Here is a 15728-nt window from a genome sequence, read left to right on the forward strand (position 1 = left end):
CGTGAATCTTATAACTTGCTTCGATACTTATGCTACTTCTTATCTCTAGATCATGGCTCGTATTCTGATACAGTTTGCGCATCCGGCCTTGGAGAAATCTAGGGTGAACCGGCGGCTCATTGCGGCGGTAGATTCGCTTGACTTTGTGACGGTCAACGATTTGTACGAGCAGTATCCTGACTTCGACATTGATGTGCATCGGGAGCAGGAATTGCTGTTGGCTCATGAGGTTGTCGTGTTGCACCACCCGTTTTATTGGTACAGCTCGCCGGCATTAATTAAGCAGTGGGAAGACCTGGTGCTGGAACACGGTTGGGCCTACGGGCGCACCGGCAATGCTTTGGCTAGCAAGCAGATGCTGAACGCCATTACCACCGGTGGCCGACAGGAAGCTTACCAGGAAACGGGCGCCAACCGCTATACAATTCAGCAGCTATTGGCACCCTTTGAGCAGACGGCCCGGCTTTGCAAGATGCAATACCTGCCGCCCTTCGTGGTGCATGGCTCCCTGCGCATTAACGATGAGGAAATTGATGCTGCGGGCGTCCGGTACCGCGAGTTACTGACGTTGCTGGCTACGGGCCAGACTACCGAATACGCCACCGTACAGGCGCCATTTCTTACGGATTTGGCCAACTAAGTCACTGCTTTATGAGTCAGTCTGTATTGCTGCAAGCGTTGGTGTATCTGGCGGCTGCGGTGCTGTTTGTGCCGATAGCTAAGCGCTTCGGGTTAGGCTCGGTGCTGGGATATTTGCTAGCTGGGATGGTCATTGGGCCGGCTGTGCTCGGGCTGGTCGGCGAGGAAGGCCAGGATGTGATGCACTTTGCGGAGTTTGGTGTCGTGATTATGCTGTTTCTGGTGGGTCTGGAGCTGGAGCCGGCTTTGCTGTGGAAGCTCCGCACGCCTATTCTTGGGCTCGGCGGCCTGCAAGTGGTGGTGACGACGCTAGCTTTGGCGGGACTAGCTATGGTGGTGGGCATAGCGTGGAAACCTGCGTTGGCGCTGGGCCTTATTCTGGCTATGTCATCGACAGCCATTGTGTTGCAGACTTACAAAGAGCAAAACCAGTTGGGCACGCCGGCCGGGCAAGGCACATTCTCCGTGCTGCTGTTCCAGGATATTGCCGTCATCCCGATTCTGGCCATTTTGCCTCTGCTGGCTATGCAGCCCGCCGCTGCTGGCGATGCAGCTGCAGCCAATCATAGTTTGTTGGCCTCGGCGCCAGGTTGGCTGCGTGCTTTGGCTTTGGTGCTGGCGGTAGTTGGCGTGGTGGTGCTGGGTAAGTACGGTATGCGGCCGATATTCCGGTTGGTGGCCCGGAGCGGCTTGCGCGAAGTATTTATTGCTACGGCGTTGCTGCTGGTGGGCGGCGTGGCTTTGCTGATGGAGCTCGTGGGTTTGAGTCCGGCGCTGGGGGCCTTTGTGGCGGGCGTGGTGCTGGCTACCAGCGAGTACAAGCACGAAATTGAGAGTGACATCGACCCGTTCAAAGGCCTGTTGCTGGGCTTGTTTTTCATGTCGGTGGGCGCGGCTATTGACTTCGGCTTGATTCGGGAGAATCCGCTGCTGATAGCGGGGGCTGTGGTGGCGGTTATGCTGGTCAAGACGGCGGTGCTGTTGGTATTGGGGCAACGCTTCACTGGCAACCGGGCGCAGAACGTGACTTTGGCGCTAGGGCTAAGCCAGATTGGGGAGTTTGCTTTTGTGTTGCTCTCTTTCACTAATCAGAATGGGATTCTGGATCAACGCATTACCAGCATCGCTACGGCCGTGGTGGCTATCAGCATGGCGCTTACACCGCTGGTTTTCTTGCTCAATGAGCGAGTGATTCAGCCGCGGCTGGGACCATCAGCCGCGCCGGAGCGAGAGGCGGATGCTATTGAGGAGAAGAACCCCGTCATTATTGCGGGCTTTGGGCGGTACGGCAACATTGTGGGGCGTTTTTTACGCGCCAACGACATCGGTACCACCGTGCTGGATTTTGACGCCGACCGGGTAGAAACCTTGCGCCAGCTAGGTTTACGCGTGTACTACGGCGATGCGTCGCGCTACGATTTGCTGCACGCGGCCGGCGCAAGTCAAGCCAAAGTCATCATCATTGCCCTCGATTCGTCGGAGCGGGCGCTGGAGCTGGTGGAGCTGGTGCGGCGCCACTTTCCCCATTTGCGCATCCTGGTTCGGGCCCACGACCGGCCCGACGCCTACGAATTCATTGAAGCCGGCCTGACCGACGTGTACCGCGAAACGGTGGACAGTTCCCTACGCCTAGGCGTCGATGCCCTGCGCCTGCTGGGGGTGCGAGCTTACCACGCCCAACGGGCCGCCCGCACTTTCCTGCGCCACGACGAGCTGGCCATGCGCGAGCTGGCGGCCGTGCACAAAGACCGGAAAACATACTTTAGCACCGCCCGCCAACGCATTCAGGAACTGGAACAGCTGCTCCACTTCGACGCCGCCAACGAGAATCTGCGGGAAGTAGATGAAGGCTGGGATAACGAATCCTTGCGCCAGGAAGCACCGCCCGCGCCATCGGCTTCCACTGCGCCTCAAACGCCTGTGGTGTAGCTGGAAATTGCCGTTCGTTAAGCTTAGCAGTGTGAAAAAGCCCCCCAGAAGATTTCTGGGGGGCTTTTTAGTTATCAGGAATTCGTAGAGTTAATAGTCAGATTGCCTTATTTCTTGGCGCCAATATCAGCTAGGAGCTGTTGGTTTAGACGAACATATTCCTCTTTGATTGAGGGAGTTTTTTCTGCTTTTACTAGCTCTAAGGATTGCTTGGCAGCGGCGGTGGCTTCGTCGGGGCGCTTGGCTTTTTGCAGCACCCGAGCCTTCCAATAGTAGGCGTAGTAGCTAGGCTGCTGTTTGATGGAGGCGTCGAGCCAAGTGAGGGCTTGGTTGAGGTCTTTATTGTTGTTGTAATAATACTGCGCCGCCGTGATGTAGGGCTTTTTCTCCCCCTGCATAGCCTGCGCGATTTGAGCTTCTACTTGTGCATCGGAGTCGGCAGTGAGGGGCACGCTTACCTGGGTTTTGTCCCAGCGCAAGGTGAGGTCGGCGGCGGATGGCTTCAGGTTTTCCAGCGTCAAACTCATGGTTTCGGCGGGGTCGCGCAGGGCAGTAGGCACGGCTTTTACGCGCACCACGTCCATTTCGGGTTTGTAAGTGTAGGCACCCCACTGCGCGGTATCTCGATTCAAAATGAAGGTCCACTCTTTGGGGCCAGGGATGCTGAATAAGGCGTAGGTGCCCGCTGGCACGGTTTGGCCGCCAAATTTCACTTCTTCCCCGAAGCGAATCTTAGTGTTGGTATTAGCGCCTGTGCGCCAGACTTGGCCGTAGGGCTCCAGCTTGCCAAAAATCTCACGACCTTTTTTGGAGGGACGCGAGTAGCTCAGTTCTACGAAGGAAACAGAGAAATCATGATGAATACGCACAGCGGGGCTGGCCACCGGAATACGGAGCGCCTGCTGGGCCTGGGTATGCGTGCTGGCCGCCAGCCCACAGGCCACACTGAGGAAAGGAATAATAAGGAGAAGCCGTGGTTTCATGGTGAGAGCTTTTAGGATGGGGAATAGGTTAAATATAGTAACGGTTGAATTAAAAGGGTTGCGCAGGATGAATGACTTATTTAAAGCACTCGGGGCCAGCTGCAACGAGCTAGAGAGGCAACAGTTGGAGTGTCGTGGTTGAACGGCCAACGATGTATCCGCACCTATGCAACGTTAGCAACGAAGAGACGCAAAGTGTTGCTTTTCTACCGTGCCCATACTGTATGAGAATGGCCTTCTGCATCGTAATGCTCTCAGCCGTGTCTATAGCCCTCAGGCTTTTAAAATGGCCCCCGGCGAAGGCATCATTTCACATCTTGATACTTGGGCCGTACCTTGGGGGCTCCTACGCTCAATATTTTTCATGAGAATTCTCAAGTTTGGCGGTACGTCCGTCGGGTCGGCGGCGCGGATGCGTTCTGTGGCCGACCTCATTCAAAGTTCAGAGCCGCGCATTGTAGTGTTGTCGGCCATGTCGGGCACTACCAACTCCCTGGTTTCCATTGCTAAGCTGCTGTTTGAGGGAGAAATTCAGGCCGCTACGTCTCAGACCGAGATTCTGCGCCAGCATTACCTAATGGTTGCCCGCGAACTGCTGCCCGAGCCCGCCGTAGCCGACGAGGCCATCAGCCACGTGGACACTTGCTTCAAAACCATCTTCAACCTGATGCGTCAGCCGCTGTCGACTTCCGGCGAGCGGGTGATATTGGCTCAAGGAGAGCTGCTGAGTACACTGTTGTTTCACCGCTACCTGACGGCCGTGCGCGGGCAGGAAGCGGTATTGTTGCCGGCCCTGGAGTTTATGCGCCTCGATGCCAGCGACGAGCCCAACGACGCCTACATTCGGGAGCACTTAGCTCAGCAATTAGCCCCCCACGCCGGTCAGAAGCTGTTCATAACCCAGGGCTACATCTGCCGCAACGCCAGGGGCGATATCGACAACCTCAAGCGCGGCGGCTCCGACTACTCTGCCTCCCTCATAGGGGCGGCGGCCGGCGCCGACGAAATTCAGATCTGGACCGACATTGATGGCCTGCACAACAACGACCCGCGCGTGGTGGAGGGCACCTACCCTATCCGCGAATTGTCGTTTGATGAGGCGGCCGAGCTGGCTTATTTCGGTGCAAAAATTCTGCACCCCAGCTCCGTGCTGCCGGCGCGGCAGTATAATATTCCCGTGCGTCTGCTCAATACGATGCAGCCTGAGGCGCCGGGCACGCTTATTTCCAGCAAAACCGGCTCTGAGGCAATCAAAGCCGTGGCGGCCAAAGATGGACTCGTCGCCATCAAAATTAAGTCGAGCCGAATGCTGCTGGCCCACGGTTTCCTGCGCAGCGTGTTCGAGGTATTTGAGCGCTACCGCACGCCCATCGACATGATTACGACCTCGGAAGTAGCGGTGTCGCTGACCATCGATGACCCCACGCATTTAACGGAAATCTTAGCTGACCTGCGCGATTTCGGCAATGTCGAGATTGATGAGAACCAGACCATCATCTGTTTGGTTGGTAATCTGATTCAGGAAAACCACGGCTCGGCGCGGCTGGTGTTTAATGCCTTGGGAGATATTCCGCTGCGCATGATTTCCTATGGTGGTTCACCTAATAACATCAGCTTGCTGGTGCATACCGCCGACAAAACTCGGACGCTGAAAGCGTTGAACGCAGGGCTGTTTCAGCGGTAATACATCCTCTGTCATCCTGACTAATAATGACTTGTGCTGGTGTGAGCTAGTGCACTTCCTGTGAACTTCTGTTTGTTGATTTCATAATGTCTTTTTCTCTTTCTGACGAGCTTCTCTCCCGTCCTACTCCTTATTATCACTACGACCTAGCCTTGCTTACGCGTACGCTCGAAGCGGTGCAGGCGGCGGCGCGGCCGCGGGGTTTTCATGTGCACTATGCTCTGAAAGCCAATGCAAATGAGCCCGTTCTGCGTCTCGTGCAAAAGCACGGTCTCGGGGCCGATTGTGTAAGTGCCAACGAAGTGCAACGTGCCCTAGACACCGGATTTGCCCCCCAAGACATTGTGTTTGCGGGCGTGGGCAAAACGGACGCGGAAATCAACCGGGCGCTGGCGGCGGATATCTGGTGCTTCAATGCGGAGTCGGCGGAGGAGCTAGTGGTTCTGAACGAGCTGGCTGGGAGGCAAAATCGGCGGGCCCGAGTAGCCTTGCGCGTAAACCCAAACGTGGACGCGCACACCCACCACTACATCACGACGGGGCTAGAGGCCAACAAGTTTGGGATTGGTCTGAGTGATCTGCCGACGGTGGTAGAGCAGTTGGCGACGCTTCCTCACTTAGAGCTAGTCGGTCTGCACGCTCATATAGGTTCGCAAATCACGGACTTGGCGGTATTCGCGGAGCTTAGCCAGAAGCTGAACGAGCTGCAAACCTGGCTGGAAGAGCAAGGCCACCACTTGCCGCACCTCAACGTGGGCGGCGGCCTCGGCATCGACTACGCTGACCCCGACACGAACCCTATTCCCGACTTTGAGGCCTACTTCCGCACGTTCGAGCAGCACCTTATTCGGCGGCCGGGCCAGCAGATACACGTGGAGCTGGGCCGCGCCATTGTAGCTCAAAGCGGCACGTTGGTAAGTCGGGTGTTGTACGTGAAGCGCAGCCAGCAAACCCAGTTTGCCATCCTCGACGCGGGCTTGACTGAGCTGATTCGGCCTGCTTTGTACGGTAGCCACCATCACATTCAGAACCTGAGCAGCCAAGGCGAAATTCAGCCTTATGACGTAGTCGGCCCGATCTGTGAATCGTCGGATACGTTTGGCCGCGCAGTTCCTTTGCCCGAAACGAAGCGCGGCGACTTAGTGGTGCTGCGCTCAGCGGGAGCGTACGGAGAAGTGATGAGCTCGGCTTACAACCTGCGGGAGAAAGCCGAAGCAGTGTATGTCTAAATGAAAGTAAATTACAACCTATAAAAAAGCCCCCCAGAACTATTCTGGGGGGCTTTTTTGAGTAAAGCTATATCAAGCAGGAAGTAATTAATGACCCTAACTAAGTCTGTCGATTGTATCGAAAACAAAGCAGATCAGCAGGTTTTCTAATACCACACGGTCCACTTCCCTAGGGTTTGGTGCTGCTTAAAATACGGTAGCAGCCACTGTCTTTCTGGATTCAATTCGCCTTTTACAATGAGTACAGGGCGCTGCTGGAGCATTCGGTCGAGGGTAGGTCGTTGGGTGGAGTCGCTGAGGTAGATTAGATTCTGCTGCCACCGCTGGTCGGACTCAAACTGCGTTTCGCGGTTGAGGTTGTGGTTGCCGTCGTTGAGGGAAACAGGAATTTTACCCAGCTCGAAGGCTAATGACGGCAGCAACTCATTATATACCAGGATGGGTCGCTGAGCTAGCTTTTGCTCGCGCAGCATGTCGGCCAAGGGGCGCGTGCCGTTAGCGGCCAGTTCATTCTGATGCAGAATGGGCTTAGCGGCCAGCAACAGCGTAATGGTGAACATGACCGCCGCCGCTAGTAGGCGCGGCGCAACGCGTACCTGCTCCCAGAGCGTGAGTGTAATGACTAGCACTACTACCCCCGCCGCTGGAATAGCCGCCGTCATAGGGCGTAGGGCAAAAGGCAAATCCATTACCCCTGCGAAGGCAGGCGCTAGGCACATTGCGCCGAGCAAAAAGCCAAAAAAGGCCACTATTCCTACGTACCAGCGAAATAGCGCCGCCTCGGTGCACCGCCCTAGGTAATACACTGTGAGCAGGGCCATGCCGGGAAAGATGGGCAGTACATATAGCAATAGCTTGGAGCTGGACAGCGAGAAGAAAAACAAAGGCAGCAGCACCCAGAAGATGAGCACATTACGCCACATCTGGGGCACGCTCGCCCAACGGGTGCGCACGGCTAGCGCCACGAGTGCCACCGACCAAGGCAAGCTAGTGGCCGGAGCCAGCACCACATAAAACCACCACGGCTTGGCCCGATTGAAGGTGTCGGCGTTGGCAAAGCGCTCTACGGTGTGCTCGAACAAGAAATACCGGATAAAGGCTGGATTCTCGGCTATCAGGTACAAATACCAGCTGAGCCCGACCAGCACAAACAACCCGAACCCCAGCGCGTGGTGCACCGTGAATGGTCGGCGAACTTGTTTCTGCTCGGCATCTTGTTTGAAATAATGACTGATAACGGCCATCAGCGGCAGGATAAAGCCGACCGGCCCTTTGGTTAGAAATGCCAATCCTAGGCCCACCCAGAACAGATAGAGCCAACGAATTTGCCCCCCAGCATAATAGCGCAGAATACCGTAGGCCGCGGCCAGCTCCAAGGTGGCCAAGTAGGCATCGGTGGTTACGTTGAGGGCCGAGATGAGCACGACTGGCAAAGTGCCATAGACCACGGCCGCGGCCAGAGCGCGGGCTCGGTCGCCCTTGAATAATAGCTCGCCCAGCTTGTACATGAGCAGCACTTGCAGCAATACGGCCAGCACCGGCAAAATGCGTACGCCCGCCGCGTGGGGCCCAAAAATAGCCAGCCCCGCCGCCGTGAGCCAGTAGGTAAGCGGGGGTTTGTGAAAGTGCTGAATGCCGAGCAGGCGCGGGTGTAGCCAGTCGCCATTCACGAGCATTTCGCGCCCAATTTCGGCGTAGCGGGCCTCACTACTTTCTAATGGGCCCCAGGCGCCCAAGCTTACAAAAAAAGCCCCCCCGAGAACTAGCAGCCAGAGCCAAAGCCAGGTACGAGAGGTAAGCGGAAGGGGCATACGTATGTGATTTGGGAAAGTGGCCGCAACGGTAACCCAAAGGTAGGGCAAGCTTGGCTCTACAACTAAGTACTGCTTCAGCGGTTCTTATTTCGTACCACTTACGACCCCGCCCATGAAGATTCTGCTTACCGGCGCTAATGGCTATATTGGCCAGCGCTTGTTGCCGCTACTGCTGGAGGCGGGCCACGACGTGGTATGCCTAGTGCGCGACCCGCGCCGCTTCACCGCACCCGAGCGCCTGCGCACCCAGGTCACTGTAGCCAAAGGCGACTTACTACAGCCCTCTTCCCTGCAGGGGCTACCGCTTGATATCGACGTGGCTTACTACTTGGTGCACTCCATGAGCGGCGACGACCATGACTTTGTGCAAGCCGAGCGCCAATCGGCGGAGCATTTCACGGAGTACATCAATCGTACCTCGACTCGGCAGGTCATCTACCTCAGCGGTATTGCTAATGACCGAGGACTGTCGGCGCATCTGCGCTCGCGGCGTGCGGTGGAAAAGGTGTTGCAGAAGGCTGAAAAGGCTGCGCTTACGGTGCTGCGGGCCAGTATTATCATCGGCTCCGGCTCGGCTTCCTTTGAGATTATTCGGGACTTGGTGGAGAAGCTGCCCGTGATGATTACGCCGCGCTGGCTCAATTCCCGCTGTCAGCCCATCGGCGTACGCGACGTGATGTTTTACCTGACTGCCGTGCTCGACAACCCCGATTGCCTGGGCCAGAACTTTGATATTGGCGGGCCGGATGTGCTGACATACAGGCAAATGCTACTGGGCCTGGCCGAAGTACGCGGCTACCGACGCTATATTATGACTGTGCCGGTGCTCACGCCACGCTTGTCGTCGCTGTGGCTTTTTCTGGTCACCAGCACCACTTTTTCGCTAGCGCAAAGCTTGGTCGAGAGCTTGCGCAACGACACCATCGTTTCTACCAAACGCAGCATTTCCCAAGTCATCAAGCACGAGTGCATGGGCTACGCAGCGGCCCTGAAGCTGGCGTTTACGCGCATTGAGCAAAACGAGGTAATCAGCAGCTGGACCGATGCCCTGAGCAGCGGCGTGATGGAGCGCAACTACATGGACTTCGTGCAGATTCCGCAGAACGGCATGCTCTTCGACCGTCAAGAAATGCCCTTTACCCGCGACCCCGACGAAGTGCTGCGCAACGTGTGGAGCATCGGCGGGGAGCGGGGCTGGTATAAGGTAGATTGGCTGTGGCGCGTGCGGGGCCTGGTCGATAAGTTTGTGGGCGGCGTGGGCCTGCGCCGGGGCCGCCGCTCCCCCTCCGACCTGCGGGCCGGCGACCAGCTTGACTTCTGGCGCGTGCTTGTGGCCGACCGCCCCGGCCGCCGATTATTGCTTTACGCCGAAATGAAACTACCTGGTGAGGCTTGGCTACAGTTTCGCATCGTGCCCGATGAGGCTACGGGCGGCCATCGCCTAGAGCAGCTTGCCGCCTTCCGACCCCGCGGCCTCGCGGGGCGGCTATACTGGTATTCGCTGGTGCCCTTTCACTTTATTATTTTCAAAGGCATGGTCGAGAATATCGTGCACTACGGCACCGCGCCTGGTGTAGCGGCAGTGCCAGCCCCAGCGCGCAGCTGATTGTTTATCGAAGGGCGGTTATGCAAGTCGGTAATAGAAACCTAAGAGAACGTCATGCAGAGCGGTAGCGAAGCATCTCGCTCGCGCCATTAGATTACTAATCCTACGTCAGCACGCGAGATGCTTCGCGCTGCTCTGCATGACCGCCTTTTTGTAAAAAAGCTCAACTCACACGTCGCACCACCCACATAATCAGGCTAAACAACAAGCTCAGCAGCAGCATCGACACGAACGGCATGTAGAGCCGAAAGCCGGGGCGCTCTACGCGCACGTCGCCGGGCAGGCGGCCGAACCAGTTGAACCAGCTGCCGCCACCGAGCCACAAAATGCCCCCCAGCAACGCTAGGCCCAGGCCAAGAAGTACAAGTAATTTACCGATAGGCATAGTGTCAGGTACTGAATTGTAAGCCGCGGGTTGCTAGGGTCGAGCTAACTATTTCTTCTCAAACACAAACTCCACCTTCCCATCTGCCAGTTGCAAGGCCGCTTCAAATTTCTGCCCAGTGCGCTGGGAAGTGAAGCCGCGAATCACGCTCGTTTTGCCGCGGCGCAAGAGCTGAGCGATTTGCGCTTCCGTAAGCGTGCGGCCGCACAGCTCCAGCGGCACCCGAAACTGACAGTCTTCGCGGAAGCGGGAGCAGCCGTACGCCGCCTTGCCGCGCAACATAGTGCCTAGGCGGCACACCGGACACGGAATCTGCTGAGGTGCTTCGGCGGTGGCGGGCTTACTTTCGGCGGCGCGCACCAGCTCCAGCGTGTACTGGGGTGTGAGGCGTACGGCCGCATCGAATTTTTGGCCTACGTCGTCGATAAAGCCTTTGATAACGGGCGTGCGGCCTTTGCCTACCAACGCTGACACTTGCTTATCCGTCAGGTTTTTGCCTTCAAACTGACCGGGCAAACGTAGGGCGCAGCCTTCACGCCAGCGCGAGCACCCAAAAGCCGTTTTACCCCGCAATACGTGGCCCTGTCTGCAAGCCGGACATGCCCCTAAGCTGCCTGGCACGGCCGGCGTGGCAGGCTTGGCGGCTGTAGGGAGCATTTTTCCTGCTGCCCCAACCGCTTTTTGCCCCCCAGCCGCCCCCACGGCCGGCGCACTGACGCTGATACCGCGGCCCGAGCCGTCGGATTTTACTTCCAGCACCATTTCGCGCACCAGAGTCTTGAGCTCGCCCAAAAACTGCTCGGAGTCGAGGTTGCCCGCTTCGATTTGCCGCAGCTTCTGCTCCCACTGGCCCGTCAGCTCCGCCGATTTCAGGGTGGGGTTGCGGATAAGACCAATCAGCTCGACGCCGGTGGGTGTGGGTAGGATTTTCTTTTTGTCGCGGCGGATGTAGCCGCGCTTAAACAGCGTCTCGATGATGGCGGCGCGGGTGCTGGGGCGGCCGATGCCGTTTTCCTTCATGGCCTGGCGCAACTCGTCGTCGTCCACGTTGCGGCCGGCGGTTTCCATGCCACGCAGCAGCATGGCTTCGGAGTATTCACGCGGAGGCTGGGTTACTTTTTGGTCGAGGCGGGGCTTGTGGGGGCCATTTTCGCCTTGGGTGAAGGACGGCAGCACGGTGCTCACCACATCGTCGTCGCCCTCGCCAGCGGCTTTGGGCGCTGAAGGGGCTTGCTGCTTTTCCGGGTCGCCGTACACGATGCGCCAGCCGGGATTCAGAATCTGGCGGCCCCGCACGCGGAAAGGATGCGCGGCGGCCTCGCCCGTCACGGTCGTGTTGCTGACTTCGCAATCGGGATAAAACGCAGCCAAGAAGCGGCGCACAATGATGTCGTACACGCTGCTTTCGGAGCCGCCCAGGCCGCCGGCACTCGCGCCCGTCGGGATGATGGCGTGGTGGTCGGTGACTTTGTTGTTATTAAAAACCTTCGTCGACTTGCGAATTTTACCTTCTAATAGCGGCGCAGTCAGACCCTTGTAGCCCCCCAAGCCGCGCATGATGCCGGCAATTTTGGGGTACTGGTCGTCGGGCAGAAACGTGGTATCGACACGTGGGTAGCTGACGACTTTCTTCTCATAGAGGCTCTGCACGGTTTTGAGCGTGTCCTCGGCCGAGAGGCCCAACTGATTGTTGCATTGGACCTGCAAAGAAGTCAGGTCGAAGAGGGAAGGCGGCGTTTCGAGGGCCTTCTTGATTTCTACGTTGGTGACGGTGAAAATTGCCCCCCGCACCGCTGCCAGGGCCGCATCGGCTTCTTCCTGGCTCACAAAGTAACCGCGCGCTTTGAGGCGAGCTTTTTCGTCGGGCTCGTCGTCGTCGCCTTTTCCTTTTTTGGGCGGCGCTACGTGGCTGAACATGGTGCCTCGGTACTCGGTGCGCAACACCCAGTACGGCTCCGGCTTGAAGTTCTGAATCTCGTGGTAGCGGTCGACGAGCAAAGCCAGCGTAGGCGTTTGCACCCGACCAATGCTGAGTACTTGCTTCTGCCCGGCGGCGTATTTAAGCGTGAAAAGGCGCGTGGCGTTCAGGCCCAGCAGCCAGTCGCCCACGGCGCGGCTCTTGCCGGCCTGGTACAAGCGGTCAAACTCGGAGCCTTCGCGCAGATTGGCAAAGCCCTGGCGAATAGCTTCTTCCGTCAGCGAAGAAATCCAGAGGCGCTTGAAGGGCTTGCGGTATTTGGCTTCCGTCAGCACCCAGCGCTGAATCACTTCTCCCTCCTGCCCTGCGTCGCCGCAGTTGATAACTTCCTCGGCGTTGGCCAGCAGGTTTTTAATCACGTTGAACTGGCGCACTACGCCATCGTCGCGGCGCATGAGCTTGATGCCGAAGGAGTCGGGCATCATGGGCAAATCGTGGATGCTCCACCGCTTCCACTCGGGGCGATAGTCCTCGGGCTCGCGCAGCTGGCAGAAGTGGCCGAACGTCCAGGTGACCTGGTAGCCGTTGCCCTCATAATAGCCATCCATGCGCCGGTTGGCGCCGAGCACGTTGGCAATTTCGCGGGCTACGCTGGGTTTTTCGGCAATGCAGACTTTCAAATCGGTATTTCTTGCTGACAATATAAAGTACGCTGAGCAAGCTCAACGAAGAATCAACAAAGATAACGCGGTAAAAGGTCGTTGTGCGTGTGGCGGCAGAGGCAGCTCTTTTTGAGGTTTATACTGACCAACCCCTACGCCTAGGCGGCCGTTACTCATCAGTAACCTGTACGCTTCAGCTATGGGGAATTGCGCCGCTCTTTTCCACCTCCAAAACCAACCTTTATTCGATTTTAATGGAAGCTATTAAAACCAAAGCCTACGGGGCAACCAATTCGATTTTTAACGGCTTGGCGCCGATGGAAATAGAGCGCTTCCCACCGAAAGCCGATGAAGTGCACATCGACATTCTCTACTGCGGTGTGTGTCACTCCGACTTACACCAAGTAAAAAACGACTGGAAAAACACGATCTATCCCTGCGTACCGGGCCACGAAGTGGTAGGCCGTGTGACGGAAGTCGGAACCGGCGTTACCAAGTTCAAAGCCGGCGACATCGTAGGCGTGGGATGCATGATCGACTCCTGCGGACAGTGCCAGCCTTGCAAGCACGGCGAGGAAAACTACTGCCAGGGCCCGGTGAGTTGGACGGCCACCTATAACGGCTACATGAAGCCCGAAAACCAGGATTTTAACACGTTTGGCGGCTATTCTACCAACATGACGGTGAAGGAGTCCTTCGTGCTGCGCATTCCCGATGGCCTCGACATCAGCGCCGCTGCGCCTATTTTGTGCGCGGGCGTCACCACGTATTCGCCCTTGCGGCACTGGAATGTGAAAGCCGGCGACCAGGTGGGCATTGTGGGCTTGGGCGGCCTAGGCCACATGGGCGTGAAACTAGCCAAAGCCATGGGCGCCCACGAGGTGCTCATCTCTACCGACTCAGCCGCCATGGAAGCACATGAGGCCTCGTTTAGCTTCATTCTCAATACCATTCCCGATGAGTACGACATCAATGATTATGTAAGCCTGCTCAACCACAACGGCACGGTGGTGGCTGTGGGGCTGCTGGGCGAGTACAAGAAGCCTCTTAACAACATGGATGTGGCCATGCAGCGTCGCTCGGTGGCCGGCTCCATCATTGGGGGCATTGCCGAAACCCAAGAAGTATTAGACTTCTGCGCCGAGCACAACATCCTGCCCGACGTGCAAATGATCAAGATGCAGGACATCAACAAAGCCTTCGACGACCTGCTCGATAAGGAGGTGCGCTACCGCTACGTCATCGATATGCAGTCGTTGAAGGACGCGGAATAAAGCGCTGCTTAGTTCAAAGCAAAAAAGCCCCCCAGATGCTACTCGGTAGCATCTGGGGGGCTTTTTTGGAGAATATTTATCGCAAGAAACTCAGTTAAACTATCACCTCTTGCTACTTTGATAATGGTCTGTATTTCTTGGCCTGCTTGGCAAGAACATTGTCTAGCCAGACCCCAAGCAGTTATGTTATTATAGGTTATAAAACTGCTGCTCTCCTCATGATGCCAGCCCGGCAACCCGACCTGTGGAACCGCATATGGCGTTTTGAGCTAGATGATCCGGCCGCGACTTTTTCCTTTACAGATCGGTTGGCCCGCGAGAATGGTTGGCCCCTGGACTACGCGCTGCGGGCGGTACTGGAATACAAGAAATTCATGTTTCTGCTCTGCCTCAGCGAGCAGCCGCTCACTCCCTCCGACCAGGTTGACCAAGTATGGCACCTGCATTTAGTCTACACTCGCTCCTACTGGCTCGAGTTCTGCGAGCAAGTCCTTGGCCGCCCCATCCATCATGGCCCCACGCGTGGTGGAGACGCCGAACGGGGCAAATTCACGGACTGGTATGCTCGCACGAAGCAACTGTACTGGGAGGTGTTCGACGCCGAGCCGCCCGCTGATCTATGGCCTGCCAGTGAGGCTCGGTTTGGGGAAGTAAATTTTCGCCGAGTAAACCTCAATGCTTTTTGGCTGCTGCCTAAGTTTCATTTTCGACGCCCTAGATGACCAGTCTTCCCCAACACTCTCCTGCCGAGCTGATGGTACTGCTGCACGAGCGGCACACTCCGAACAGACGTCATCTTTTCCGCGTCACCTTTTTGGATTTGCTTCGCCAGCAAGTGCTGAGTATTGAGCGTGTGCAAGTGCAGCCTCACCCCTCCGACCCTATCTCGTGGCACCAATTTGTGGTAGCTGGGCCAGCATTAGCAACTCACCAAGTGCTGGCGCACGAAAAGGTGCTGGTTGAACTCTTCCAAGCCGAAAAGCAGCTGCGCATTCCTCTCAGACAGTATGTGCGTACGCTCTTCGAGAAAGTGCGCACGGCCAGCGCCTATTATAGCCTCATTGAAGCTAATCCGCGCACTGAGCAATTACTATCTCAGCAATGGTTTAGACGTTTATTAGGATTCCGTCGCCTAACTTCTGCTGGTGAGCAGTTTAGGGCCATGACCAAGGTTGAACTCATCAGGCTTGACCAAGAATTTGTTGCTAGAGCTACTCAAGACCCAACCGCTGCCCATTTGTTTACGCAACAGCTCGGTGGGACCCTGTTTCTACTACCGTCCTTTACTTCAGAAGTGGGCCGGCAGTTGGAGCGGGAATTACAACGAATGCCAGAACCAACTTACAGTACTTACGGCGACTTTGGCGGTGGCAGCGACAGCAGCACCTGTTGGAATACGCACGGTGATTCCTTTGATAGCCATTGCGGAGACAATGGTGATTCAGGTGGCGGCGACAGTGGCTGCGGAGGTGACGGTGGCTGCTCGGGCTGCGGCGGCTGCGGCGGCGACTGAGTAGTTGCACGTGCGCTGAGCTGAAAAAGCAGAAGAAGTATAACCGTAAAATGCCCCCCATAAGCATTCACACAGCTTATGAGGGGCATTTT

At 56.8% G+C, this 15728-nt stretch carries 12 protein-coding genes; 8 read left to right on the forward strand and 4 right to left on the reverse strand.

Going from position 1 to position 15728, the window contains the following annotated elements:
* Positions 1–52 precede the first annotated feature (52 nt).
* Together kefF and ACW9KT_RS12525 are read left to right on the forward strand one after the other, a co-directional pair.
* Entirely contained in the window at positions 53–640 is a 588-nt protein-coding gene (gene kefF / locus ACW9KT_RS12520; RefSeq protein ID WP_457080848.1) for a glutathione-regulated potassium-efflux system oxidoreductase KefF, read from the forward strand.
* An 11-nt stretch (positions 641–651) separates the two neighbouring features.
* Positions 652–2568, forward strand: coding sequence for a monovalent cation:proton antiporter-2 (CPA2) family protein (locus ACW9KT_RS12525; RefSeq protein WP_457080850.1), 1917 nt, complete (start codon positions 652–654; stop codon positions 2566–2568).
* A gap of 107 nt (positions 2569–2675) precedes the next feature.
* Here ACW9KT_RS12525 and ACW9KT_RS12530 read toward each other — a convergent pair whose 3' ends face one another.
* Positions 2676–3551: a DUF2911 domain-containing protein gene (locus ACW9KT_RS12530; RefSeq protein WP_457080851.1), complete on the reverse strand. Its 876-nt coding sequence runs from the start codon at positions 3549–3551 to the stop codon at positions 2676–2678.
* 364 nt (positions 3552–3915) lie between these two features.
* On the opposite strand from ACW9KT_RS12530, the gene ACW9KT_RS12535 reads away from it, so the two are divergent.
* Positions 3916–5235 carry an aspartate kinase gene (locus ACW9KT_RS12535; protein ID WP_457080853.1) on the forward strand — a complete coding sequence of 440 codons (1320 nt, stop codon included), beginning with the start codon at positions 3916–3918 and terminating at the stop codon, positions 5233–5235.
* 86 nt (positions 5236–5321) lie between these two features.
* The gene (lysA, locus tag ACW9KT_RS12540) at positions 5322–6464 is read left to right on the forward strand and encodes a diaminopimelate decarboxylase (protein WP_457080855.1); all 1143 of its coding nucleotides are present in this window, start codon (positions 5322–5324) and stop codon (positions 6462–6464) included.
* A 146-nt stretch (positions 6465–6610) separates the two neighbouring features.
* Here the strand turns inward: lysA and ACW9KT_RS12545 are convergent, their stop codons facing one another.
* Positions 6611–8275, reverse strand: a complete 1665-nt coding sequence (locus ACW9KT_RS12545; RefSeq protein ID WP_457080857.1) for an ArnT family glycosyltransferase — start codon at positions 8273–8275, stop codon at positions 6611–6613.
* 115 nt (positions 8276–8390) lie between these two features.
* Between ACW9KT_RS12545 and ACW9KT_RS12550 the strand changes: the two genes are divergently transcribed.
* Positions 8391–9884: an SDR family oxidoreductase gene (locus tag ACW9KT_RS12550; protein ID WP_457080859.1), complete on the forward strand. Its 1494-nt coding sequence runs from the start codon at positions 8391–8393 to the stop codon at positions 9882–9884.
* 163 nt (positions 9885–10047) lie between these two features.
* On the opposite strand, the gene ACW9KT_RS12555 is transcribed toward ACW9KT_RS12550, so the two are convergent.
* Entirely contained in the window at positions 10048–10269 is a 222-nt protein-coding gene (locus tag ACW9KT_RS12555) for a DUF2905 family protein (protein WP_457080861.1), read from the reverse strand.
* Positions 10270–10317: 48 nt separating this feature from the next.
* The gene (locus tag ACW9KT_RS12560) at positions 10318–12867 is read right to left on the reverse strand and encodes a DNA topoisomerase 3 (RefSeq protein WP_457080863.1); all 2550 of its coding nucleotides are present in this window, start codon (positions 12865–12867) and stop codon (positions 10318–10320) included.
* Positions 12868–13103: 236 nt separating this feature from the next.
* Between ACW9KT_RS12560 and ACW9KT_RS12565 the strand changes: the two genes are divergently transcribed.
* From ACW9KT_RS12565 to ACW9KT_RS12575, 3 genes are all read left to right on the forward strand, one after another.
* Positions 13104–14123, forward strand: coding sequence for an NAD(P)-dependent alcohol dehydrogenase (locus ACW9KT_RS12565; protein WP_457080865.1), 1020 nt, complete (start codon positions 13104–13106; stop codon positions 14121–14123).
* Between the two features lie 218 nt (positions 14124–14341).
* On the forward strand, positions 14342–14845 hold the full coding sequence (locus tag ACW9KT_RS12570; RefSeq protein WP_457080867.1) for a glycine-rich domain-containing protein: 504 nt from the start codon (positions 14342–14344) through the stop codon (positions 14843–14845).
* Positions 14842–15636, forward strand: coding sequence for a hypothetical protein (locus tag ACW9KT_RS12575; protein ID WP_457080869.1), 795 nt, complete (start codon positions 14842–14844; stop codon positions 15634–15636). Before ACW9KT_RS12570 ends, ACW9KT_RS12575 begins: the two co-directional genes overlap by 4 nt.
* The last annotated feature ends 92 nt before the right edge of the window (positions 15637–15728 follow it).

The organism is Hymenobacter sp. HD11105 (genome assembly GCF_054051685.1).